The following is a 22,067-nucleotide window of genomic DNA, read 5'->3' as shown; positions in this document are numbered from 1 at the left end:
CGATCGCTATCGGTTTTCCGGAAGTCTCGTTGCGCGCACGGCGGCGTGCAGCAGCTGGAGGAAATGGTCCTGCTCGGGCGTGGGCCGCCAGTTCTGCCGGACCGTCAGCCCGATCGTGCGCACCGCATTGGCGATCGGATTGCCGATCTGGCGCAACACGCCGGTCGCGAGCTCGGGCGCGACCTGATCGGGGGAGAGCAGCGTCAGGAAATCGCTGTCGCGCAGCACCCCGCGAATCACCATCACCGATCCGCATTCGATCGGCGCGGCCGGAAGCGCCGCCTCCGCGAACATCGCCTGCCACAGCGTGCGCAGCGGTGATCCATGCGGGGCTACGACCCATGGATACCGTCGCAGGTCGGCCAGATCGGGCGTCCGGCCGGCAAGCGGATGGTCGACCCGCCCGACGATCACCAGCCGATCCTCGAACAGCGGCGTCTGCGCGAGACCCGCGGGGGCGACGTCGCGCAACGCACCGATCATCACGTCGATCTCGCCGTCCAGCAGCGGATCGACCAGTTCGCGCCACGATCCTTCACGCACGTCGACCGCGACGGGCGCCACGCTCCGCGCGAACGCCGCGATCGCATGCGGCAGCACCAGCGCGCGGCACAGCGGCATCGCGCCGATCGCGATCCGGTCGGCGGCCCCGTCCGGCAGCGCCTCCACGAGCCCGGCGGCGAGTTCGAGCACCGCCAGCCGCGCGCCGCGGGCGAGCCGTCGCCCGGCGTGCGTCAGCGCCACGCCGCGCCCGCGCCGCTCGACCAGCGGGACGCCGTACAGGCTTTCGAGATCGCGCACCGCGCGGTGCACCGCGGGTTGCGACTGCCCCTGCAGCAGCGCTGCCGCGGCGAAGCTGCCCGCGTTGGCCAGCGCCAGATAGGCGCGGAGTTGCGTCGCGGTGATCAGCCGTTCGGGCCGCGCGAACCCGCGTGCCCCGCTGCGCGTGCTCGCGCGCGAACCGTCGGCCAGCCGGGCAAAGCCCGCGCGGACCCGCAGGATCAACGCGGTGCCGGCCACGGTCGGCGTCACTCCGTCGGCGCGGCGATCGAGCAGCGCGACGCCGAGCTGCCGCTCGACCTTGGCGATCCCCTGGGTGAGCGCGGGTTGCGAAAGGTTTTCCGCCTCCGCCGCGAGGCTGATGCTGCCGAGCTCGGCGGCGGTCGCGAGCGCATGCAGGTGGCGCAGGTTGAGGTCGAGCGGATCCATGCGCTCGCATAGTATAATCTTATGGCCGTGCACGACAATTGATTTGGGTTGGCGCGGCCGCGCCGGGCACTCCACGGCCACAAGGAGAATGCGCATGGGCGGACGCGTGGTACGCGACATTTCGCGAGTCGAGCAGAGCGTGATCGACGGTCTCGCTCACGCCGGCGTGGCGACGGTGCACGAAGCGCAGGGGCGGATCGGGCTGCTCGCGCCCCATATGCGACCGATCTATCCGGGCGCGCGGATCGCGGGGTCGGCGGTCACCATCTCGTCGCCGCCGGGCGACAATTGGATGCTTCATGTCGCAATCGAGCAACTTCGTGCCGGAGACGTGCTCGTTCTTGCGCCAACCTCGCCCTGTTCCGACGGCTATTTCGGCGATCTCCTCGCGACCAGCGCGATGGCACGCGGGTGCCGCGGCCTCGTGATCGACGCCGGCGTACGCGACCTTCGCGATCTTCAGGCAATGGGTTTTCCGGTCTGGTCGAAGGCGGTGTCCGCACAGGGCACGATCAAGGCGACTTTGGGGTCGGTCAACGTGCCGATCGTCTGCGCCGGTGCGGCGATCGAGGCGGGGGGCGACGTGATCGTCGCCGACGACGATGGCGTCTGCGTCGTCAGGCGCGCCGACGCGCCCGCCGTGCTCGAAGCCGCGCGCCAGCGCGAGGCGAACGAGGAATCGAAGCGCCAGCGGCTGGCGGCGGGGGAGCTCGGGCTGGACATTTACGACATGCGCGGCAAGCTCGAAGCGCTGGGGCTGCGCTATGAGTGACCCCGCCACGCCGGGCGTGCGCTGCCTGTGGATGCGCGGCGGCACGTCGAAGGGCGCGTTCTTCCGCGCCGAAGACCTGCCCACCGACGCCGCCGCGCGCGACGCCTTCCTGCTGCGCGTGATGGGTTCGCCCGACCCCCGCCAGATCGACGGCATGGGCGGCGCCGACCCGCTCACCTCGAAGGTCGCCGTGGTCGCGAAATCCACGCGCGCGGGGGTCGATGTCGATTATCTCTTCCTCCAGGTGTTCGTCGATCAGCCGATCGTCAGCGACAGCCAGAATTGCGGCAACATGCTGGCGGGCGTCGGCCCCTTCGCGCTCGAGCGGGGCCTGGTCGCGCCGACGGGCGACGAAACCCGCGTCGCGATCTTCATGGAGAATACGGGCCAGGTCGCGGTCGCCACGCTGCAGACGCCGGGGGGCCAGGTGCGCTACGACGGCGCTGCCGCGATCAGCGGCGTCCCCGGCACCGCCGCCCCGATCCCGCTCGCCTTCCGCGACACCGCCGGATCGTCCTGCGGCGCTTTGCTGCCGACCGGCAACGGCGTCGACACGATCGACGGCGTGGCGGTTACGCTGATCGACAACGGCATGCCCTGCGTCGTCTTCGCCGCCACCGATGTCGGCGTCACCGGTTATGAAGACCGCGAAACGCTCGACGCGAACCATGCGATGAAGGCCAAGATCGAGGCGATCCGCCTGAAGGCCGGACCGCTGATGAACCTCGGCGACGTCGCCGAAAAGTCGGTCCCCAAGATGATGCTCGTCGCCGCGCCAAAGGACGGCGGCGCGATCGCGGTGCGCTCGCTCATCCCGCACCGCGTCCACGCCTCGATCGGCGTGCTCGGCGCGGTCAGCGTCGCGACTGCCTGCCTGATCGACGGCTCGCCCGCCGCAGTGCTCGCGCACGTGCCCGATGGCGACACCAAGACGCTCGGCGTCGAGCACCCCAGCGGCGTCACCGAATGCGTCGTGACGATCGACGCCAACGGCCAGCCGGTCGAGGCAGGCATGCTGCGCACCGCACGCAAATTGATGGACGGAGAGGTTTTCGCATGAGCCGCACCAAGACCTGGGTCGACCAGCCGAGCACGCCCGCCTACGCCCCGCCCCCCGGCGCGGTCGATGCGCACGTCCACGTCTTCGGCCCCGAGGCCGACTTCCCGTTCAGCCCCAAGGCGAAGTACCATCCCGAGGACGCCACGCCCGAAATGCTGTTCGCGCTGCGCGACCGGCTCGGCTTTTCGCGCACCGTGATCGTCCAGGCGAGCTGCCACGGCACCGACAATGCCGCGACGCTGAACGCGATCGCCAAGTCGGGCGGCGCAGCGCGCGGTGTCGCGGTGGTCAGCCCCGATATCGACGATGCCGAGCTGCAGCGGCTCCACGACGGCGGCATCCGCGGCGTCCGCTTCAACTTCCTCAAGCGGCTCGTCGACGATGCGCCCAAGGACAGGTTCCTCGACATCGCGCGCCGTGTCGCGCCGCTCGGCTGGCATGTCGTCGTCTATTTCGAAGCGGACATCCTAGAGGAGCTCGAACCCTTCCTCGCCGCGATCCCGACGACGATCGTGATCGACCACCTCGGCCGCCCCGACATCGCGCAAGGCCCCGGCGGCGCCGACATCACCCGCTTCGTAAAGCTGCTCGACGATCACCCCAATATCTGGACCAAGGTGTCGGGCGCCGAACGCCTCTCGCCACAGGGCCCGCCGTTCGACGATTTCGTCGCGGTGATCCGCCCGGTAGTCGAGCGTTTCCCCGATCGCGTGCTGTGGGGCACCGACTGGCCGCATCCCAATATGGAGCACCGCATCCCCGACGACGGCACGCTGGTCGATATCATCCCGCGGATCGCGCCGACCGCCGAATTGCAGCGCAAGCTGCTGGTCGACAACCCGATGCGGCTGTACTGGCCCGAGCAACGGGGTTGAACGCCGTTTGACCTCGGAGCTGCCATGACCCTGCCGACCCGCGCGCTAGGCCCCTTCACCGTCTCGGCGATCGGGCTCGGCGGCATGAACCTCAGCCACGCCTACGGATCCCCGCCGAGTGCGGCGGATGGCGGACGGCTGCTCAACCAGGCACTCGATCTCGGCTATACGCTGCTCGACACGGCCGCGCTCTACGGTGCCGGCGAGAACGAGCGGCTGATCGGCCGGGCGGTGATGTACCGCCGCGCCGAGTTCACTTTGGCGTCGAAATGCGTGCTCGACATGATCGACGGAAAGCGCGGTCTCGACGGATCGCCCGCGGCGATCGCGCGCACGCTGGACGGCGCACTCGAGCGGCTCGGCACCGATCATATCGATCTTTATTACATGCACCGGCTCGATCGCCAGGTGCCCGTCGAGGACTCGATCGGCGCGCTCGTCCGCGCCAAGGAGGCGGGCAAGATCGGCGCGATCGGCCTGTCGGAAATGTCCGCCACGACGATCCGTCGTGCCCATGCCGTCCATCCGATCGCCGCGGTGCAGTCCGAATATTCGCCCGCGGTACGCAACCCCGAAGTGGCGGTGCTCGATGCCTGCGCCGAGCTCGGCATCGCGCTGGTCGCCTTCTCGCCGGTCGCGCGCGGGCTGCTTGCCGGTGCGATCCGCGACGACGCCTATGCCGAGGGCGATATCCGCCGCGCGATGCCGCGATTCGTCGCGCCGCTGCTGACGCACAATGTCGCGATCGTCGCGGAATTCGACGCGATTGCCGTACAGGCTGGCCTCACACCGGCGCAGCTCGCGCTCGGCTGGGTTCTGGCGCAACGCCCGTTCATCATCCCCATCCCGGGCACTGCCAATCCGGCACACCTGATTGAAAACCTGGCCGCCGCCGAGCGCCCGCTCGCGCCGGATCTCGTCGCGGCGGTGGATCGTCTGCTTCCACCCGGCGCGCTCAAGGGGGCGCGCTACACGGCATCGATGCAGGCGCAGATCGACACCGAACTGCTCCCCGACGAGGAGCTGGCCTAAGGCTGACCCCTTTGGTCGGGCGGCGCGCAGACATAGGAAGCGCTGCGCGTGGTGTCCCCGCCGCGATAGCGCGCGCGGCTCGGCCATGCGCACAGCGCACGGCTGAACAGCAGGCGCCCGTCCTGACGCTTCTCGGCCTCGATCCGCTCGGGCGCGCGGGCCTGCTCGACCCAGGCGATCACCGCCCACAGCATGTCGCGCGACGGATCGGCCGAGGGATCGCCATGCCCTGATCCGCCGAAACTGTCGGCACCGGGGCCACCCGCGCAGTGATACATGCCGGGCACCATGAACAGGCGAACCGCGTGCGCCAGTTCGGCCGCCCCGCCATTGGCCGCAGCCAGCCGATGGTAATAATCGATCGTCGGCCCGGCGATCACCGAGGGATCCTGCCAGCCCTGATAAACGATCGCCTTCCCGCCGCGCGCCCGGAAGGGCGTGATCGCGACGCTGTCGGCGCGAAGCTCGGGCATGGTCTTGTCGACCAGCGCCAGATCGCGCGACCGCTGGAAGCCGGACTCGTCCCAGTCGGGTTTGTCGTACACGGCATCCGCCCACATCGCGCGGAGCAGCGGCGACGGCGGACCGGGCCGCGTGCGCACGCCGGGGAGCAGCCCGCGGTCCATCGGATGGCCGCGCTCATCCGGCATCGGTGCGACGATTGCCGCGAGCATCCCGAGCTTGGCTGCGTTTAGGCAATCGTCCGTTTGGCCAGCCTTGCACGCCAGCGCGCGCGGGCGAAAGCGGCAACCGCGCGGATCTTCCATGATCCCGTCCACCACGCCATCGCGCGCATCGCACGCCGCGATCGTCCGGCGTTCGTACAGCGCCCAGTCGCGATCGGTCAGCGCAGCAGCAGGATAGCGCTTCTGCAGCAGCGAGAAATACAGCATCCGGACAGAGATCAGCGGCATGTACGGCCCCGGCGCACCGGCGACGATCCCGTCATAGTCGGCGGGATAGTCCTGCAGTTCCTTGAGCGCCTGCCGGCCGCCGCCCGAGCAGCCGAGGAAGTAGCTGTGCGCCGGGGCCCTGGCGTAATAGGTCGTCGCCAGCAGCTTCGCCGCGAGCGCGGTCAGATGCACCGCGCGATGCTCGTAATCGACACGCGCCTTGGCGTCGCGCATCCAGTGCGCCTGGCTTGCCTTATGCCCCGAATCGGTCGTGACGGTTGCAAAACCCTGCGCAATCCGCCGGCTCATGTCGGCATAGTTGAACACGCCGGCATCGCCGCCGACCCCCGCGCCGAGCAGACGTTGATTCCACCCCGCCGGGTCCGGCAGCCACAATTCGAAGCCGATCGTGCCTTCTATCGTCCCTTCGACGCGGCAGAGCGGACGGTACACCGGCACCGGCCGGTAAACACTGGTCGTTTCCGGGACCCAACCCGCGGCGGCGGGGACCACGCGCGTCGCCTGGGCGACGTGCACCGCGCCCGCGTGGTCACCGACCAGCACGCCGCACACGGCCGCCCGGGCAGGTGTCCCGCAAACGCTGGTCAACGCAAGTGCGGCGACGACCAGCCAGCGCATCAGAATTTTACCCCCGCCGTCACCGCGAGCAGCCGCGGCACCGGATTGACCGACTGCGGATCGTAGCCGAACGTCGTGTCGACGAACGGCGGGCTGGCGTCGAGCAGGTTGCGGACGTCGAACGAGAGCGTGAAACGCTTCGACACGTCGAACCCGATCAGAAAGTCGACCGTGTCATAGGCGGCGACATGCTGGACCGGCGTGACGGTCGTGTTGCGATAGCCCGACAGGTGATTGACCGTCACCCGCGCGTGCAGCTTGCCCGTCGCGACGCCGACGTCTCCCTGAAGGCGGAATTTCTGCGGGAAATTGATCGTGTTGATCACCTCGCTGAAGCCCGCGCCCGGCACGGCCTGGAACTTGTACTGGGTGAAATATGTCCCCTGCACGCCGCCATCGATTCGCCAGTCGCCCGTGGTCCAATGATAGTTCGCACCGAAATCGATCCCCGCCACGCGCGAACGCCCGAGGTTCTGTCGGCGTCCGTCGACGATGAAGGATACCGCCGAACTGTTGATCGGGCTGTTGATCGGCAGCCCGGACGTCACCAGCGCGGCGACCTGCGCCGCGCTGGGCGAAAGATTGACGAAGCTTGCGTAGAGCGGGTTGGTCAGGATGCCGGGGGTGCCGCGCAGCGCCTGGATCTGGTTGCGATAGTCGATGTGGAAATATGTCGCGTTGAGCACCAGCCCCTTGAGGATCCCCGCCGGTGCGAATTCGCCGCCGCCAGACCAGGTGCGTGCGGTCTCGGGCTGAAGATTGGGGTTGCCCCCGGCCAGCCCGATCCCGGTCAGATTGCCGTTCGCGCCGGGCAGCGTGTCGTAATACAGCCCCGCCCCGCCCGCGAGCTGCGACGTCTCGACGAACGTCGGCGCACGGAACGACGTGCCATAGCTGCCGCGCAGCGTCAGCGCGGAAAGCGGTTTCCAAGTAATGCCGAACTTGGGATTGGTCGTGTCGCCGAAGTCGCTGTAATGCTCGTACCGACCGGCCAGCGACAACGAAAGCTGTTCGAAGCCGGGAATGGCGTTGCCGGTGCCGAAGATCGGCACGAACAGTTCGCCGAACACCGCCTTCACGTCACGCGAACCGCCTGCCGCGGTATGGATCTGCGCCGCGCGCGTTCCGGTGGTGAGATCGGTGAAGGTATATTCCTTGCGATACTCGCCCCCCGCCGCGATGCGGACGTTGCCGCCGGGCAGCGCGAGCAACGACCCGTCGAGCTGCACATTGGCGACGTCGAGCCGGGTCGCGCCCGCGATCACGAAGTAATTGTCGCGAATGCGCGCAAGCGTCGCCGGATTGTTCGCGCCCCCGAACAGGTTGAGCGCGGTCGCAGGGTTGGGGTCGGCGAGCGCCGCGTTGAGCGCGGCGGTATTGACCCCCAGCCGGCGGTCCGCGACGTCGGTGGATTCCCCATGCTGGTAATAGAAAGTGCCCTTGAAATCGGCGAACAGCTTGGCCTCGACTCCTCCGCGCACGCTCCAGGACGTCGCATGATAGGGATTGAGATCGGGTCCCAGCTCGGGGAGCAGCGAATAGGGCGCCGTTACCGACGTCGCGCCCGCAACCGGGCTGACGAAGAACGGATTGACCGGGCGTACCGTCGCGGTGAAGGTATCGCCCGTACCCGGGATGATGCCGTCGCGATACGAATAGAAGCCGTCGCCGAACAGCCGTAGCGGCCCCAGATCCTGCGACACCTGGCCGACCACGCTGACGCGCTGCTGCTGCGGGATCACCGCATCCTGACCGTTGTAGAAACATCGGTTCGACGTACCCGCGACGAGCGCCCCCGCCGTCGCGGGCGTCACCCCGCCAACCGGGATCGCAAAGTTCTGCCCGCCGACGGTGATCGTCCCCGGGTTGCAGTTGGTCGTGCGCAGGTCGCGCCCGCCGCGATAGCGATTGTCGTTCTGGTAATAAGGCAACTGGCTGCCATACAGCGCCGCATTGCTGGTATATTCCCCGGCGAGCATCGCCGACCCGCCGTTCCAGTGCGTTCCGGCGATGGCAGCGACCTGCTGCTCCGCATACCCCCCATGGGTGAAGGCGGAGCGCGCGCGCACCTCGACGCCGTCGAGATCCTTGCGCAAGATGAAGTTTACCACCCCGGTGATCGCGTCCGAACCATAAATTGCCGAAGCGCCGTCGGCGACGATCTCGATCCGGCTGAGCGCGATCGAGGGCAGGACCGACGGATCGGTGAACTGTCCCTGCGTTCCCTGTGGAGGAAAGCGCTCGCCATTGAACAGCAGCAGCGTGGCATTGGTGCTGATGCCGCGCAGGTTGATCCCGGCACCGCGCGTCGCATTGGCCTGGCCGTTCTGCGCGCTGCCCCCGTTGCGGTTGGCGCCCAGGCCCACGACCTGCGGCACGCGGCGCAGGATATCGCTGACCGACGTCACCGGTTCCTGCGCGATCTTGCTCTGATCCAACGCGATGACGTTGGAACCGACCGCGGGCACCCCGCGGATCCGCGATCCGGTGACGACGATGTCCTGCGCGGCCGAACCGGCGGCATCCGGCTCGTCGGGCGTGGCTTGCGTCGGCTGCGGCCGCGGCTCGGCGGTCTGCGCAAGAAGGGGACTGGTGGTGGCGGCGGCGAGCGCGGCGAGGCCCACCCGGGTGGCGCGGGCACGGGTATGCAATGTCATCGTTTTCCCTCTCCTTTGCCGATCCGGCCGTCTGGCGGGCCGTGACCGGGATTGACGTGAACTAGGGTACTTGCGGTTCTGGCGCGGCCCTCGCCCGCAGCCGCGGCGCGATCGACAACACCGCGATCGCGGCAATCAGCAGCAGCGCGCCGACGAGTTCGGCTGGCGTCAGCGCGCGCAGCCCCCACCCGGCGGCGAGGATCAGCGATCCGGCGATCCCCGCGAGCAGGCTCGATGCACGCTCGAGCGGCACGCAATAGGCATTCTCGCGCGGGTTGAGCAGGATCAGCACCGAAAAGATCGAGACGACGGTGAGCGTCAGCGCGATCAGCGCGAGCCAGCCGAGGACGCTGTCACCCCATATCCCGACGAAGCCGAAGCTCAGTTCGCCCGCCTGGCCGCCCCACCCCGTCGCCGAGATCAGCGCGAGGAACAGGACCGAAGCGGGCAAGGCGAAGATCTTCTCCTCGACGAAATAGCCGCGCACCTTGGCGTCATCGCCATCCTTCGACACGCGGGTCATTACGGTCAGGCGAATGAAGTAGCCGAGCGTGTACAGCAGCACGACGAGGATCGCGAGCGGCGGCAGGCCGAGTCCGCCCCGGCTGGTCAGCGTGATCGCGAGTGCGAGCGCGACGAGCGCAAGCGCCACCCAGCTCCACCAGCGCACGCGCCGCCCGAACAGCAGATCCACCAGCGGCGCGATAATCAGGATGTCGCCGCGCATCAGCAACTGGATGAACGGTATGCTGACCCCCTCGAAGGTGAAGGACAGCGGTACGGTGAAGACGATCAGCGCGGTCCCGAGCCCCGACAGCAGCGTGTAGCGCGTCGGCATCGGCACGCGCAGCCCGGCGATCCGTACCGCATGGGCATCGCGGTGCCAGCCCGACGCCCAGATGAAGCCGTAGGTCAGCAGCGTATTGAGGATCAGCGACGCGGGGAGCGTCTCGAGCCCGGTCAACGGACGCCCGAGGCTGCCGTGCGGCAGGCTGGTGATCAGCTTGGTGAGGATGACGTTGGGCAGATAGAAGAGGAAATAGAGGCCGACATAGCCCTCGAGCGGAAAGGCGCGGCGGCCGGTCACGCCGCCAGCTCCAGTTCGACCATGTCGACGCCGATGCGGTAGCGGGCGTTGAGTCCGGCCTCGCCGGTGACCGCCGTCATGTAATTGACCACCGCGGCATGGCGCGGATCGTCCGGCGCGACGAAGCGCGGCACCGCGTCGCGACCGATGTGCAGCGGGAGGAACCCCGCGCGCGTCACCCGCCCGCGCTCGATCTCGAGCCGCGCGACGATCGACATCCGCGAGGCCGTCGGAAAATTGTACAGGCTGTCGAAATCGGGCTCCCACGCTTCGGCGAGGACGCGGATTTCGTTGAAGCTGCGCGACGCGGCATGCGCCGGGTCCATCCTCAGATCGGTCGCAAAATTGCACAGCGAGTGGAAGACGGGCTTCCCGTCGATGATCTCGCAGCCCTTCAGGATATGCGCATGCCCGCCAAGGATCGCATCGGCGCCGGCAGCGATCGTCGCCCGGGCGACGTCGCGCTGATAGTCGGCGATCGTCGCGCGGACGAAATGAATACCCCAATGATGCGATACGATCACGACATCGGCCTCGTCTTTGGCGGCGCGGATATCGGCCTCCATCGCGGCCAGATCCTCGCGATGCGGATAGGTGTGGATCCGCGCGGGCGTACCGGGCTGATCGTGCTCGATCTGCTCGTACAGCGTATGCGCGCGCATCGGCGCGCACCCCGGACGGCGCTCGTCCGCCCAATAGGCTTGCGGCAGGATGCTCGAATACGCGAGGAATGCGACACGCGTGCCGTCGGGCAGCGTAAAGCGCTGCGGCCGCCTCGCCTCGCCGATCGTCGCTCCGGCACCGACGACCCGTATCCCCGCCGCCTCCAGATGTGTCCGCGTTTCGAAGAAGGCGGCATTGCCCCAGTCTAGCACATGATTGCCCGCCATCGAGATCACGTCGAACCCCGCGCGGCCGAGCGCGGCGGCGCCGTCGGGCCGCGCGAGCACGGCGTGGCGTGCCTGCGGCAGACGGACGCCGCTCTCGGCAAAGCTCGTTTCGAGCTGCCCGAAGACGATGTCCGCCGCGCGCAGCACGTCGCCGGTCGCCGCGAAGCTTTCGTCGTAGACGTCGCGATCCATCGCGAGGTCGCCCGTCGCGAGGATCACCGCGCTCATGCGGCGGTCTCGAATCGCACCGGAACGCTCAGCGCGCCGATCTCCGGGAAACGCGTCGGCTTGGGCTCGCCGTCGAGGACAAAACCGGGCGCACCAGCAAGCAGTTCCTCGAGCGCGACTTCGAGTTCGAGCCTCCCCAGCGCCGCGCCGACGCACATGTGCGGCCCGCGCCCGAAGGCGAGCGAATCCTTCATATTGGGCCGGTCGATCCGGAAGCTGTCGGGATCGTCGAATACGTCGCCATCGCGGTTGGCCGAGGCATAGACCAACGCGATCGGTTCGCCTGCCGGGATCGTCCGCCCGCGGATCGTCACGTCGCGCACCGCGGTGCGCGCAAAGCCGCGATACGGCGTATAGAGCCGCAGAAATTCGTCGATCGCCGCCGGGATCAGGGCAGGATCCGCGCGCAATTGCTGCTGCAGCGCGCGGTCGCGTCCCAGATGGACCGCAATCGACCCGATCACCACCGTCGGCGCAATCAGGCCGACCACCAGGACCTGGCGGATGGTGCCGACGATCATCTCCTCGGGCAGGGCTTCCCCATCGACGCGCACCGCGAGCAGCGCGCTGGTGGCATCCTCATCGACCGGCAGCGGATCGGCGCGGCGTGCCGCAACGACGCCGCGCGCCATCTCGTACAGCAGCAGGCTCGATTCCTTGGTTGCCGCGACGTCGTTCGACTGGACCGCAATATTGTAGCGCCGCCCGACCTCGGTCAGCGCCGCAACCGAGTCCGCCGGGAGGTTCATCCAGTGCGCGAAGACCGCGATCGGCATGTGCGCCGAATAATCGGCGCATACGTCGCCCGCGCCCCGCGCCGCCATCTTCGCCACCAGATCGCGGCAGATCTCGCGTATCACCGGCGCCAGCCGCTCGATCCGCTTCTGCGACAGCAGCGGCGCAAGCGCGCGACGATAGGCGGTGTGCTCGGGCGGATCGAGGTGCAGCGGCGGCCGCCGCCCGGTGAAGGCGACCTTGGGGATGACATTCTGCTGCGAGGTGATGAACGTCGAGAAATCGGCCGCCGCCGCTGCGACGTCGTCGTGCTTCAGCAGTGCCCAGAAACCGTCCCATGTGTCGCTGTGCGCCACCGGACAGCGCGCCCGCAATTCCGCATATTCGGCATTGGCGCTATCGAAGGTTTCAGGCAGCAGCGGATTGAAGTCATGAGTCATAGCGATTTGCTACACGCCAATGTAAGCGCTTGCAAGAATGTTTTCATAACGGCAAATTTTCGCGTAAGATGCGGGCGATGTCGAACCGCACTCCCCGTCTCGAGGACGTCGCCAGCCAGGCCGGCGTCTCCTCCGCCACCGTCTCGCGCTTCCTCAACGCGCCCGACCGAGTCGCCGAGAAGACCGCGGAGCGGATCCGGGCGGCGGTGGCGGCGACCGGCTACCTCCCCAACCTCAACGCTGGCGCGCTCGCCGGCAGCCGCTCGCGGCTGATCGCCGCGCTCGTCCCCGACATCGCGCAATCGATCTTCAACGACACGATCGAGGCGATGATCGAGGAACTCTCGGCGGCCGGGAACAGCGTGGTGCTGTCGCTGACCGGCGCGGACAACAGCCGTCTTACCGCGCAGATCGACGCCGCGCTGTCGCGCCAGGTCGATGCGATCATCCTCACCGGCATCGTCGCCGACCCGGAGACGCGCGAGCGGCTGCGCGGACATCCGGTGACCGTGATCGAGACTTGGGGCCTGCCGCTCGACCCGATCGACGTCGCGATCGGCTTCTCGCACGAAGCGGTCGGCACCGAGATGGCGCGCTTCCTGCGCGGGCGCGGCTATCGCAGGCCCCATCTCGTCGTGCCGCGCTCGCCCCGCGCCGAGCGCCGCGCAAGCGGATTTGCGCAACGCTGGATGGAGGAGGGCGGCGAGGAACCGACGCGGCTCGAGGTCGCCATCCCGAGCCATTTCGGCCAGGGCCGGCTCAGCTACCGCGCGCTCGCCGATCTCGCCGAGCGTCCGGACGTCGTGGTGTGCGGTTCCGACTGGATCGCGCAGGGGTTGATCGTCGAGGCGCAGGCGGCGGGCGTGCGCGTGCCGGACCAGCTCGCCGTCACCGGTTTCGGCAATCTCCGCCTTGCCGGCGACATGCGGCCGACGATCACCTCGGTCGATGTCGACGGCGCCAGGATCGCGCGAGAAGTGCTGCGCGTATTGCGCACCATCTCCGCCGGTACGCTGCTGGCCGAGCGCCATATCGACGTCGGATTCCGCATCATCGCGCGCGAAAGCGCCTGACGCCCCCTTGCTCATCGTCTTAAGTTATAACAGTATTGTCTCATAACAATGGAGAGGATAGCATGAGGATCACCCTAGCCGCCGTATCCGCACTCGCGCTCGGCATCGCCAGCATCGCCTGGGGTCAGGCCGCGATGCCGCCCGAAGCGCTTGCCAAGATGCGTGCCGACAATGCGGCGTACGATGCCATGCCCGACACCACAGGCACGGGCCCCTACCCCGCCACGCGGATGGTCGAGGCGGGCCTGCCCGATCATATCGTCTATCGTCCGGCCGATCTCGGGGCGCTGGGCGCGCGCAAGCTCGGGGTGCTGGTGTGGGGAAATGGCGGTTGCAGCGACGATGCCGCCAGCGCGCGGCTTCATCTCGCCGAGATCGCCTCGCACGGTTATGTCGTGATCGCGCCAGGTCGGGCGATGACCGGTCCCGGTGCCCCCCCGCGCCCGGACACACCCCCGCCGCCCGGTCCGCTCGGCATCAAGACGACCTACACGCAAGTCGCCGCGGGACTCGACTGGGCGCTTGCCGAGACCGTCCGCAAGGGCAGCCCGCTCTACGGTCGCATCGATCCCAAGCTGGTCGCGGTGTCGGGACATAGCTGCGGTGGGCTGCAGGCACTGCAGATCGCGCCCGATCCGCGCATCCACGCCGTGATCATCCACAACAGCGGCGTGTTCAAGGACAACACCAACCCGATCCAGGGCATCACCATCGCCAAGTCGGCGCTCAAGCAATTGCACACGCCCGTGCTCTACGTGATGGGTGGCCCGACCGATATCGCCTGGCCTAACGGCAACGACGATTTCGACCAGATCGACACGGTGCCGGCGATGATCGTGAGCCTTGGCGTCGGGCACGGCGGCACGTTCCACCAGCCCAATGGCGGGCGCGTTACGCCGGTCGATGTCGCCTGGCTTGACTGGCAGTTGCGCCACGACGCCGCTGCCGGGCGGTGGTTCAAGGGCAAGGACTGCACATTGTGCACCGATCCGCAATGGACCGTGCGCAAGAAGCGGATCGACTGAGCGACCACGCAGGACCGGACAAACCGCTTCCCCCGCGATCGTCGGGAGAAGCGGCCGTCCAAGCCTAGCGGCAAGCGCCCCCGCGAAGGCACGGCCGTAGCATCGGCGGCGGGGTATAAGCGACGAACCCGGCCGGCCGCGCTGGCCACCGCCCGCGGGCAACGCGCCGTTCGAGATGATCGAGCGCGGCAAGCATCGTCCCGGTCGCAAAGGTACAATGCCCCGCCCCGGCAACCCACAGCGCTTCCGCCGCCCCCGGCGCGCGACGCGCAGCGGCCTCGACATAGCTCCGCTGCAGCGACGGCGATGTCAGCCCGTCCCCGATATTCTGTACCGACAGGATCGGCACCAGAGGCCGCGCCGTGGGCGTGTAATGCGCCATCATATAGGCGACTGCGTCCGGTGCCGCCGCCACGCGTGGCCCTGCCGCCAACGTCGCGAGGTCGCGCCCCAGATCGAGCCCGGCCGTCCAGTACAGCCGCGCGACCAGCGCCCCGCGCCCGGACCGGGCGAGTTGCCTGCGATAGTCCACTCCGCTGTTCCACGAGAACCCGCCGCCGCCCCGCCGTTCCTGATCGACCCGGGGGAGGAACACGCCCATCGCAAAGGTCTTCGCCATCTCCGCTTCCTGCCCGACCGCGTCGTCTGCCGCGGGGGCGGGGGCGCCCGGCGTGGTCCAGCCCGGGAGCCCGGCGAGCACCCCGGCGAGCGCCAGCCGCGCCCGGCCTTGCGGCGTCCGCTGCGCCTCGGCCACGACCGCCGCGACCCGCGCGCCATTGGCGCGGTCGTCGTCGACCCCGGTCAGGCGGATCGCACTGCCAAGCGCAAGCAGCATTTTGAAGGCATAGGCCCCGTCGAGCGCCATGTTCATCATTCCCACCGCTCCGCCGATCGACGGGCACAACGCAAGGGCCCCGTCGATCCGCCGCGGCGCGGTCTCGGCGAGTGCGGTGGTGACGAGCCCGCCCATCGACATGCCCCAGGCAATCACCCGCTTGGGGCGGCCATGTACCTTCGCGAACGCCTCGATCGTCGCGAACTGGTCGGGCACGGCGGAGTCGAGTGCCCAGCCGGCATCCGCATAACTCGATCCCGCGAGCGCATAACCGCGCGCCAGCAGCGCATCGCGTACGCTCGCGGGTGCATCCTCGGGCGGATGCGGCACGGGGCTGTAGCCATGGCTCCACAGCAGCAGCGTCCCGTTCCAACGGGCCGGAACACTCGCCGTCCAGCGCGCGCCGTCGGCAAGCGTTGCCGGCGGGGCAGCAGGCGGGGCAGCGACCTGCGACTGCCCGGTGGCTCCGGCACCGAGCATCACTGCGCTCGCGAAAATCATCCAGGTCCGTCGCATCGCTTGCCACTCCCAACCGCTATACGCCATATCCGTAAGCGTTATGAAAGCGCTTGCAGGGATTCGCAACCATGTCGCTGACCGAGACTATCGCGCGGCATATTGCTGCTTATCCTCCGGCCGCCCTGCCGCACGCAACGCGCCACGCCACCGCGCGCGCATTGCTTGACGGTTGCGGCGTGATGCTTGCGGCGACCGCGCTCAGCGACGCCGCGACGCCATACCGCCGTCTCGCCGAGGCGAGCGGAGTCGGGCCGGCACGCCTGCTCGGCAGCCCGCTGCGCGCCTCGCCCGCAACCGCCGCGCTCGCCAACGGCGCGCTCGCGCACGCGCTCGATTTCGGCGACACCTTCGATGCCGGGCCGGCGCACCCGAACGCCGCGCTGATCCCGGCGCTGCTCGCGCTCGCCGATGCCGATCCGAAGATCGATGGCGCACGCTTCGTCACCGCAATGGCGCTCGGCGGCGATCTCGCCTGCCGTCTGTCGCTTGTCGCGGGCCCGGCGATCGAGCACCATGGCTGGTATCCGCCGCCCTTGTACGGGCTGATCGGCGCGGCGGCAGCCTGCGCCTATCTGCTCGGGCTCGACGCCGCCGGAGTGACGAGCGCGATCGGCCTCGCCTTCTGTGGTGCCACCTTCCCCGGCGAGATCAAGCACGACGCGCACGCCCCGCTGCGCGGGATCCGCGACGCTTTTGCCGCACAGGCGGCGGTGACCGCGGCGCTGCTCGCGCGCGCCGGCGCCCAGGCCTTTGCCGCGCCGCTCGAAGGCAAGTCGGGCTTCTTCGCAACCTACGGCGGCGGTACGGGCGACCCGGCTGCCATGCTTCAGGGCCTTGGCACGACCTTCCTCGGCGATCGGGTCAGCTTCAAGCCTTGGCCGAGTTGTCGCGGCACGCATGCCTATGTCGAGGCGGCGCTACGCTTGCGCGCCCGGCGCGGGTTCCGGCTCGACTGGATCGATGCGATTGAAGCCACGATCGGCCCGGTGCAGGAGATGCTGGTCGAGCCGTCCGCGCGCAAGGCCGCGCCAGCCACCGCGATCGACGCAAGGTTCAGCATCCCGTTCACGCTGGCGACCGCGCTGGTCGATGGCGCAGTGACGCTCGACTCGTTCGACGCCGCAGCGCTCCGCGCACCCGAGGTGCTCGCGCTCGCCAGCCGCGTGCGCTGGACACGCCATCCCGACTGGACCCGGGCGCACGCCGCCTCTGGCGCGGTCACGATCATCGATCGGGCGGGCGAGCGCGCGACGATCGAAATCCTCCAGGCGGCCGGTCACCCCGACCGTCCGCTCGACGATGCCGCGCTAATCGCCAAATTCGTCGATTGCGCCGGCCGTGCGGTCGCCCCGATCGCGCCTGCACCCGCCACGACGCTTGCGCACACTATTCTGTCAATCGCGTCGCTGCCCAGCGCTAGCGCGGTGCTGTAGCCGCGAGCGGTGCGATCGCCACCTCGACCCGCCGCTGCGACGCCGTGCGCAGCCCGTCAAAGGCTTCGTCGTCGCGCTCGCTCGGCGCGCCTGTCGCCACGGCAATCCGGTCGCGCGGGACGCCACGCAGCACCAGCGCTTCGACGACGAGATCGGCCCGTTGCTGCGCCAGCCCCACCGGCTCGGCAATCGCCTGCCCCGACACCCTGCTCGGCGTACTCGCGGCATAGCCCGTCACGCGCACCCGCGCCGGCTGGACGTCGAGCGCATAGTTGATCGCTTGGTCGATGTAATAATCCGACAGCTGATAGACGATGAAGCTCTTCCCGAAATCGAACGGGATCATCACCGTCCGCGCCGCAAAGGGCCGATCGGGCCGCTTGCGCTCCTCGTACAGCGGGCGGACGTTGCGCTTTGGCAGGGCGAATTTGCGGCCCGTGTATCCCTCGGCTGCGAGCACGAACCGCGTGCACGGCTGGTCGAGCACCGATGTCCGCACCGGGTCGAGCACGATCCCCCCGCACGGATTGGCCGTCTCGCCCCTCGGACGCCCCTCGACCAGGACCGCGGCATTCCAGTCGGGCTTGCTCGGTGCCCGGCTGACATCGTAGCGCATTCCGCTCGCGGGATCGTCGACCAGCCAGCACCCCGATTTCGCGCCTGCATCGGTATCGCGATAGATCGGGCAGGCGATGAAGCGCAGGTCGCCGGCGGTGTCGCTCGCCGCCCCGCCCAGCACTGCCGCCAGCGCGGAGACGGCCAGCGCCTTCACAGCGCCCTCATCAGATTGACCAGGTCCTGCTTCTCCTGCTCGCTGTACCCGATGCGGTAGCGGCGATCGTAGAAATCGACGATCCCGCGCAGGTCGCGTGCGGATCCGTTCGAGAAATAGGGCGCGCGTGCCGCCAGGCCGCGCATGCTCTGCAACGTGATGCGCCCGACATCGGCGCAACGCCCGGTGGTCAGCGCATAACCGGGATCGCTCGTCAGAATCGTACGACCATAATGCGGGTGCGGCACCCCGGTGCAGGTAATGCGGAACAGCGGCAGCCACGGCATCGGCTCCGCGAACGGGCGGTTGGTCGTGCCGAGATCGACCTGCCCCGGCGCGACATCCATCCCCATGAAGCTCATATTGTGACAGAATACGCAGGCATTGCGCACCGGATTGCCGAAGCCGATCGGCGAGTTGATTCCTGCCGAATCGCTGATGAGAAAGGTCTTGGTACGGAAGATCCTGGCCCCGCGCGCAACCGAGTCGCGGAACGCCACGACCTCGGGCGACAGTGTCGCGCGCTCGGCCGGCGCGGTCTTTTCCCATGCGGCGAACTCGCTCCACACCGGCGTGCCCTGGCTGCCGAGCCGCCCCGGCGGCGACACCTGCAGCTTGCGCGGCCCGCCTTCGGCACCCGCCGCATCGACCGCACCGCCCACGGCATCGCTTTGTTGCGCGACATAGAGCCGGCGTTCGAAATTGAGGATGTGCGCGATATCCCGGCGTGACAGATTCTTGAGGAAGGCAAGATGCGTGCTCGCGGCATCGCGCATCTGCGCGCTGAGGCTCGGCACGCGCGCATCCGCCATCAGGTTTCCGCTCACCGGCTTACCCGTCTCGGGGTCGAGCGACAGCGGCATCCCGGCCTTGGGATCATAAGCAAAGCCCATCGCCTCGATGAACTTGAAATTCGCCACCGGACGCGGCCGGCGATAGACCGAGACGTGCGGGTCGGCGGCAGGAAGCCCCCATTTCGGGTCGGTCTCGCATCCGGTCGGATCACGCACCACCTCGATCGTGAAGTCGGGTGCGATCGGCTGGCCGGACAGATCGCGCGGCGGCCACGGCCGGGCGATGCGGATCAGCCCGTGGTCGAGCAGCAGGGAATGCGACGCGCGTGCCTGCTGTGGCAGGCTGGGGCAGTTCGATCCGTCCGATGCGGCGAACAGCGGGTCGGCAGCGCCGCGCCGCTCCCATTGCCGCTGCACGTCCGCGACCGAGAGGCTCATCGCATCGGCGGGCTGATGGCACGTCACGCAGGCACGACCGCCGGGCCCGCGCGCGGTGAAAAAGGGGTGACCTCTGGTCGGCATCGGCCCGCGGTCGAGCAGCAGGCGGACGGTGCCGGTCGCGTCGCGATAGTCAAGCTGCGCCGGGAAGACGCGGCCCTCGTTCGGCTGCCACCAGCGGTCGGGCGGGGTCGCCCCGTGCGTCAGCCCGACCCCGGCGCAGCACGCCGCGGCGAGCGCGAACAGCGCGGTGCCGACGCTAGAAAGCGAAACGGATCGTGCCATAGATTTCTCGCGGCGCATCGGGAATGGCGACATACTGACCGGTCGGCGCGAGCGTCGCCTTGTAGAAGAAGTGCAGCTTGTCGGTAAGGTTGGTGCCGTCGATCGCCAGCTCGATCCCGCGCAGCGCTGCGGGCTTCCAGCTCAGCCGGGCGTTGACGAGCGCGAATGGCGATTGGTACGAGGTCGGGTCGGCCGCGGTCAGGAACTGGCTCCCCTTGTAGCTTACGTCGCCGCGCAACGCCCAGGCGCCGCCCGCGTTGAAGCGATACTCCGCACCGCCGTTGATCGACCAGTCGGGGATCTGCGGCACGCGGCTGTTCAGGGTGAAACCACTCGTTACTGCCGCCGCGGTCAGCGAATTGAACCTGGCGTCGACATAGCCCATCCCGAGGTTGAGGCTCACCCCGCGCGCCGGCCGTGCGGTCGCCTCGAGTTCAAAGCCCTTGATGTCCGACCCGCCGGCATTCTGCGTCGTGCGGATGTTGGCATTGGTGACGGCGTCGACTCCCTGTACCGTCAACTGGATGTTGCGATACTGGCTGTAGAAACCGGCGAGGTTGAAGGTCAGCCGGTCGTTAAGCCACGACGATTTGACGCCGAGCTCGTAGCTCGTCAGCTTCTCCGGATCATATTCGGGCGTCGGCGTCGAGGCAACCGTCGACGCGCCGAAGCCGCCCGACTTGAAGCCCTTCGAATAGCTCGCATACAGCAGTACGTCGCGCACCGGCTTCCAGTCGAGCCCGATCTTTGGGATGAACGAATTCCAATCCGCCACCGCGCTCGACAGCGGCACGACCGTCATATTGTTCTGTGGCCGGACCACCGAGGTAGCATAGCGCTTGCGGTCATGGTTGAAACGACCGCCGGCCGTCAGACTGACCGTCCTCGTAAGCTTGAGAGTCTCCTGCGTGAAGATCGCCTGACTGTCGGCCTGGGTGAAGAAAGTGGTGTAGGTGTTGCCCGCATCCGCTGCGGTGGGCGTCAGGCCGCGTGCGATCAGCGCCTCGTAAATCCCCTCGAACGACCGTGTGTAGACGCTCGAATTGCCCTTCTCGCGGAACAGATAGCCGCCGATCAGGAAATTGAGCCGGTCGCCGAACGCGGTACCGCCAAGCTGCGCCTCCTCGCTATACTGATTGTCGTACAGCTTGGTGCGCGATTGCTGGAGCGGGTATGGCGTCTGGTCGCCATCGACGTTGATCAGGGCGTCGACGCTGCGCCAGGCGGTGATCGATTTGAGCGTCACGTTGGGCGCGATTTGCGCGCTCAGGACACCCGAAACGCCGCCGATGTCCGAATCATCCTGCTGCAGCCCCAGCGAATAGATGTCGTACGGGCTTTTCGAGACCCAGCGCGCATCATAGACGCTACCCGTCGGAAGGCCGAGCGTACCGTTGAGATAGGGCGCCGCATATTGGTTGTACCGCGCGATCTTGGCGACCGTCGCACCGCTCGGCACGAACGCGATCTCATAGCCACTCGGCGGATTTTGCCGCTGGCGGGTGTAATCGGCATTGACCTTGAAGGTCACGTCGGGGCTGACCTGCCATTTCACGCCGGCGCGAACGATAAAGCGGTTCTCGCTCGCGTAATGGGCACCGTCGAGAATGCGCGTGCCATAGCCGCGGTCGGTCAGATAGCTGACCGACAGCTTCGCCCCGAGCGTGTCGTCGATCAGCGGAGCATTGATCACCGCGCTTCCGTCAACGCGGCCGTAACTGCCGACGCGGCCGCGCAGCTGCCCGGTCGGCCCGCCCGCCAGGATCGGCTCGGTGGTGATGACGTTGATCGCGCCGCCAATCGTGTTGCGACCATAGAGGGTGCCCTGCGGCCCCTTCAGCACCTCGACCCGCGCGATGTCCTCGAGGCTGAGCAGGCCGCCGACCGAACGGGCGAGATAGACGTCGTCGACATAGACGCCGATCCCCGGATCGGTCGGGAACTGGAAATCCCCCGTCCCGACACCTCGGATGTACCCTGCGAACGAGGATCCGCCCCCCGCCGGGCGGTTGGTCGGGTGCAATTCCAGGTTCGGTGCGAAATTGCTTACCCCGGCGAGATTGGTAATGCCGCGGGATGCGAGCGCGGTCGCCGACAGCGCGGTGATGGAAACCGGCGTATCCTGCAGCCGCTGCTCGCGGCGCTGCGCCGTAACGATGATGTCGCCCTCGCCCGGCGGAACGACCGGATCCGTCGCTGCGGGCGGAGGAACCTGCGTGGGGGATGCGGTGGTCGCCGGATTGACGGGACTGGCCTCGGTCGGCGCCCCCGTGCGATCCTGCGCCAGGGCAACGCCCGGTGCGATCAGTGCCAACCCCAGTGTGGACGTTCCCAACGCCGCGCCAATCGCCCGCATCTACCCTCTCCGTGGCCGCG

General features: G+C 68.3%; 17 protein-coding genes. 7 read left to right on the top strand and 10 right to left on the bottom strand.

Going from position 1 to position 22,067, the window contains the following annotated elements; translation table 11 throughout:
- Positions 1-6 precede the first annotated feature (6 nt).
- Positions 7-1,209, bottom strand: coding sequence for a LysR family transcriptional regulator (locus tag ABIC16_RS19520; protein WP_354292522.1), 1,203 nt, complete (start codon positions 1,207-1,209; stop codon positions 7-9).
- A 94-nt stretch (positions 1,210-1,303) separates the two neighbouring features.
- Here ABIC16_RS19520 and ABIC16_RS19515 point away from each other — a divergent pair, with 94 nt between their 5' ends.
- From ABIC16_RS19515 to ABIC16_RS19500, 4 genes are read left to right on the top strand one after another with little or no spacing between them, the layout of a single operon-like run.
- Positions 1,304-1,981 (top strand): 4-carboxy-4-hydroxy-2-oxoadipate aldolase/oxaloacetate decarboxylase, encoded by a 678-nt coding sequence (locus ABIC16_RS19515; protein WP_354292521.1) that lies wholly within the window; start codon positions 1,304-1,306, stop codon positions 1,979-1,981.
- Entirely contained in the window at positions 1,974-3,041 is a 1,068-nt protein-coding gene (locus ABIC16_RS19510) for a 4-oxalomesaconate tautomerase (RefSeq protein WP_354292520.1), read from the top strand. The genes ABIC16_RS19515 and ABIC16_RS19510 overlap by 8 nt, the downstream gene beginning before the upstream one ends.
- Positions 3,038-3,916, top strand: a complete 879-nt coding sequence (locus tag ABIC16_RS19505) for an amidohydrolase family protein (RefSeq protein WP_354292519.1) — start codon at positions 3,038-3,040, stop codon at positions 3,914-3,916. Before ABIC16_RS19510 ends, ABIC16_RS19505 begins: the two co-directional genes overlap by 4 nt.
- A 24-nt stretch (positions 3,917-3,940) precedes the next feature.
- Positions 3,941-4,948: an aldo/keto reductase gene (locus ABIC16_RS19500; RefSeq protein WP_354292518.1), complete on the top strand. Its 1,008-nt coding sequence runs from the start codon at positions 3,941-3,943 to the stop codon at positions 4,946-4,948.
- Here ABIC16_RS19500 and ABIC16_RS19495 read toward each other — a convergent pair.
- The 5 genes from ABIC16_RS19495 to ABIC16_RS19475 all read right to left on the bottom strand — a co-directional run bounded on the left by ABIC16_RS19495 (position 4,945) and on the right by ABIC16_RS19475 (position 12,517).
- Positions 4,945-6,480 carry a tannase/feruloyl esterase family alpha/beta hydrolase gene (locus ABIC16_RS19495; protein ID WP_354292517.1) on the bottom strand — a complete coding sequence of 512 codons (1,536 nt, stop codon included), beginning with the start codon at positions 6,478-6,480 and terminating at the stop codon, positions 4,945-4,947. The two genes, ABIC16_RS19500 and ABIC16_RS19495, sit on opposite strands and share 4 nt — an antisense overlap.
- Complete coding sequence (locus ABIC16_RS19490; protein ID WP_354292516.1) at positions 6,480-9,137, bottom strand: TonB-dependent receptor domain-containing protein; 2,658 nt, start codon at positions 9,135-9,137, stop codon at positions 6,480-6,482. Before ABIC16_RS19490 ends, ABIC16_RS19495 begins: the two co-directional genes overlap by 1 nt.
- A gap of 61 nt (positions 9,138-9,198) precedes the next feature.
- The gene (locus ABIC16_RS19485) at positions 9,199-10,224 is read right to left on the bottom strand and encodes a hypothetical protein (protein ID WP_354292515.1); all 1,026 of its coding nucleotides are present in this window, start codon (positions 10,222-10,224) and stop codon (positions 9,199-9,201) included.
- A complete protein-coding gene (locus ABIC16_RS19480) occupies positions 10,221-11,342 on the bottom strand; it encodes a CapA family protein (RefSeq protein ID WP_354292514.1) in 1,122 nt (373 codons plus the stop codon). The genes ABIC16_RS19485 and ABIC16_RS19480 overlap by 4 nt, the downstream gene beginning before the upstream one ends.
- Complete coding sequence (locus ABIC16_RS19475) at positions 11,339-12,517, bottom strand: cytochrome P450 (protein WP_354292513.1); 1,179 nt, start codon at positions 12,515-12,517, stop codon at positions 11,339-11,341. Before ABIC16_RS19475 ends, ABIC16_RS19480 begins: the two co-directional genes overlap by 4 nt.
- A gap of 77 nt (positions 12,518-12,594) precedes the next feature.
- On the opposite strand from ABIC16_RS19475, the gene ABIC16_RS19470 reads away from it, so the two are divergent.
- Positions 12,595-13,590, top strand: a complete 996-nt coding sequence (locus tag ABIC16_RS19470; RefSeq protein ID WP_354292512.1) for a LacI family DNA-binding transcriptional regulator — start codon at positions 12,595-12,597, stop codon at positions 13,588-13,590.
- Between the two features lie 62 nt (positions 13,591-13,652).
- Positions 13,653-14,615, top strand: coding sequence for an alpha/beta hydrolase (locus ABIC16_RS19465; protein ID WP_354292511.1), 963 nt, complete (start codon positions 13,653-13,655; stop codon positions 14,613-14,615).
- 64 nt (positions 14,616-14,679) lie between these two features.
- Here ABIC16_RS19465 and ABIC16_RS19460 read toward each other — a convergent pair whose 3' ends face one another.
- The gene (locus ABIC16_RS19460; protein WP_354292510.1) at positions 14,680-15,966 is read right to left on the bottom strand and encodes an alpha/beta hydrolase family protein; all 1,287 of its coding nucleotides are present in this window, start codon (positions 15,964-15,966) and stop codon (positions 14,680-14,682) included.
- Between the two features lie 71 nt (positions 15,967-16,037).
- Between ABIC16_RS19460 and ABIC16_RS19455 the strand changes: the two genes are divergently transcribed.
- On the top strand, positions 16,038-17,402 hold the full coding sequence (locus tag ABIC16_RS19455) for an MmgE/PrpD family protein (protein ID WP_354292509.1): 1,365 nt from the start codon (positions 16,038-16,040) through the stop codon (positions 17,400-17,402).
- On the opposite strand, the gene ABIC16_RS19450 is transcribed toward ABIC16_RS19455, so the two are convergent.
- The 3 genes from ABIC16_RS19450 to ABIC16_RS19440 are packed head-to-tail and all read right to left on the bottom strand — an operon-like array spanning position 17,386 to position 22,047.
- On the bottom strand, positions 17,386-18,174 hold the full coding sequence (locus ABIC16_RS19450; RefSeq protein WP_354292508.1) for an OmpA family protein: 789 nt from the start codon (positions 18,172-18,174) through the stop codon (positions 17,386-17,388). The two genes, ABIC16_RS19455 and ABIC16_RS19450, sit on opposite strands and share 17 nt — an antisense overlap.
- Positions 18,171-19,691 (bottom strand): hypothetical protein, encoded by a 1,521-nt coding sequence (locus tag ABIC16_RS19445; RefSeq protein WP_354292507.1) that lies wholly within the window; start codon positions 19,689-19,691, stop codon positions 18,171-18,173. The genes ABIC16_RS19450 and ABIC16_RS19445 overlap by 4 nt, the downstream gene beginning before the upstream one ends.
- Positions 19,666-22,047, bottom strand: coding sequence for a TonB-dependent receptor (locus ABIC16_RS19440; RefSeq protein ID WP_354292506.1), 2,382 nt, complete (start codon positions 22,045-22,047; stop codon positions 19,666-19,668). Before ABIC16_RS19440 ends, ABIC16_RS19445 begins: the two co-directional genes overlap by 26 nt.
- Positions 22,048-22,067: the final 20 nt, after the last annotated feature.

Origin of the sequence: Sphingomonas sp. PvP055, from assembly GCF_040546365.1 — a bacterium.
GTDB lineage: Bacteria > Pseudomonadota > Alphaproteobacteria > Sphingomonadales > Sphingomonadaceae > Sphingomonas > Sphingomonas echinoides_A.
Note: the sequence above shows the minus strand (reverse complement) of the source record. Positions and strands in the feature narration are given on the sequence as shown.

Bases quoted from the DNA above. Each gene is read 5' to 3' on its own strand.
- ABIC16_RS19520 (WP_354292522.1), bottom strand. From the start codon at position 1,209: ATGGATCCGCTCGACCTCAACCTGCGCCACCTGCATGCGCTCGCGACC.
- ABIC16_RS19515 (WP_354292521.1), top strand. From the start codon at position 1,304: ATGGGCGGACGCGTGGTACGCGACATTTCGCGAGTCGAGCAGAGCGTG.
- ABIC16_RS19510 (WP_354292520.1), top strand. From the start codon at position 1,974: ATGAGTGACCCCGCCACGCCGGGCGTGCGCTGCCTGTGGATGCGCGGC.
- ABIC16_RS19505 (WP_354292519.1), top strand. From the start codon at position 3,038: ATGAGCCGCACCAAGACCTGGGTCGACCAGCCGAGCACGCCCGCCTAC.
- ABIC16_RS19500 (WP_354292518.1), top strand. From the start codon at position 3,941: ATGACCCTGCCGACCCGCGCGCTAGGCCCCTTCACCGTCTCGGCGATC.
- ABIC16_RS19495 (WP_354292517.1), bottom strand. From the start codon at position 6,480: ATGCGCTGGCTGGTCGTCGCCGCACTTGCGTTGACCAGCGTTTGCGGG.
- ABIC16_RS19490 (WP_354292516.1), bottom strand. From the start codon at position 9,137: ATGACATTGCATACCCGTGCCCGCGCCACCCGGGTGGGCCTCGCCGCG.
- ABIC16_RS19480 (WP_354292514.1), bottom strand. From the start codon at position 11,342: ATGAGCGCGGTGATCCTCGCGACGGGCGACCTCGCGATGGATCGCGAC.
- ABIC16_RS19475 (WP_354292513.1), bottom strand. From the start codon at position 12,517: ATGACTCATGACTTCAATCCGCTGCTGCCTGAAACCTTCGATAGCGCC.
- ABIC16_RS19470 (WP_354292512.1), top strand. From the start codon at position 12,595: ATGTCGAACCGCACTCCCCGTCTCGAGGACGTCGCCAGCCAGGCCGGC.
- ABIC16_RS19465 (WP_354292511.1), top strand. From the start codon at position 13,653: ATGAGGATCACCCTAGCCGCCGTATCCGCACTCGCGCTCGGCATCGCC.
- ABIC16_RS19460 (WP_354292510.1), bottom strand. From the start codon at position 15,966: ATGCGACGGACCTGGATGATTTTCGCGAGCGCAGTGATGCTCGGTGCC.
- ABIC16_RS19455 (WP_354292509.1), top strand. From the start codon at position 16,038: ATGTCGCTGACCGAGACTATCGCGCGGCATATTGCTGCTTATCCTCCG.
- ABIC16_RS19445 (WP_354292507.1), bottom strand. From the start codon at position 19,691: ATGGCACGATCCGTTTCGCTTTCTAGCGTCGGCACCGCGCTGTTCGCG.
- ABIC16_RS19440 (WP_354292506.1), bottom strand. From the start codon at position 22,047: ATGCGGGCGATTGGCGCGGCGTTGGGAACGTCCACACTGGGGTTGGCA.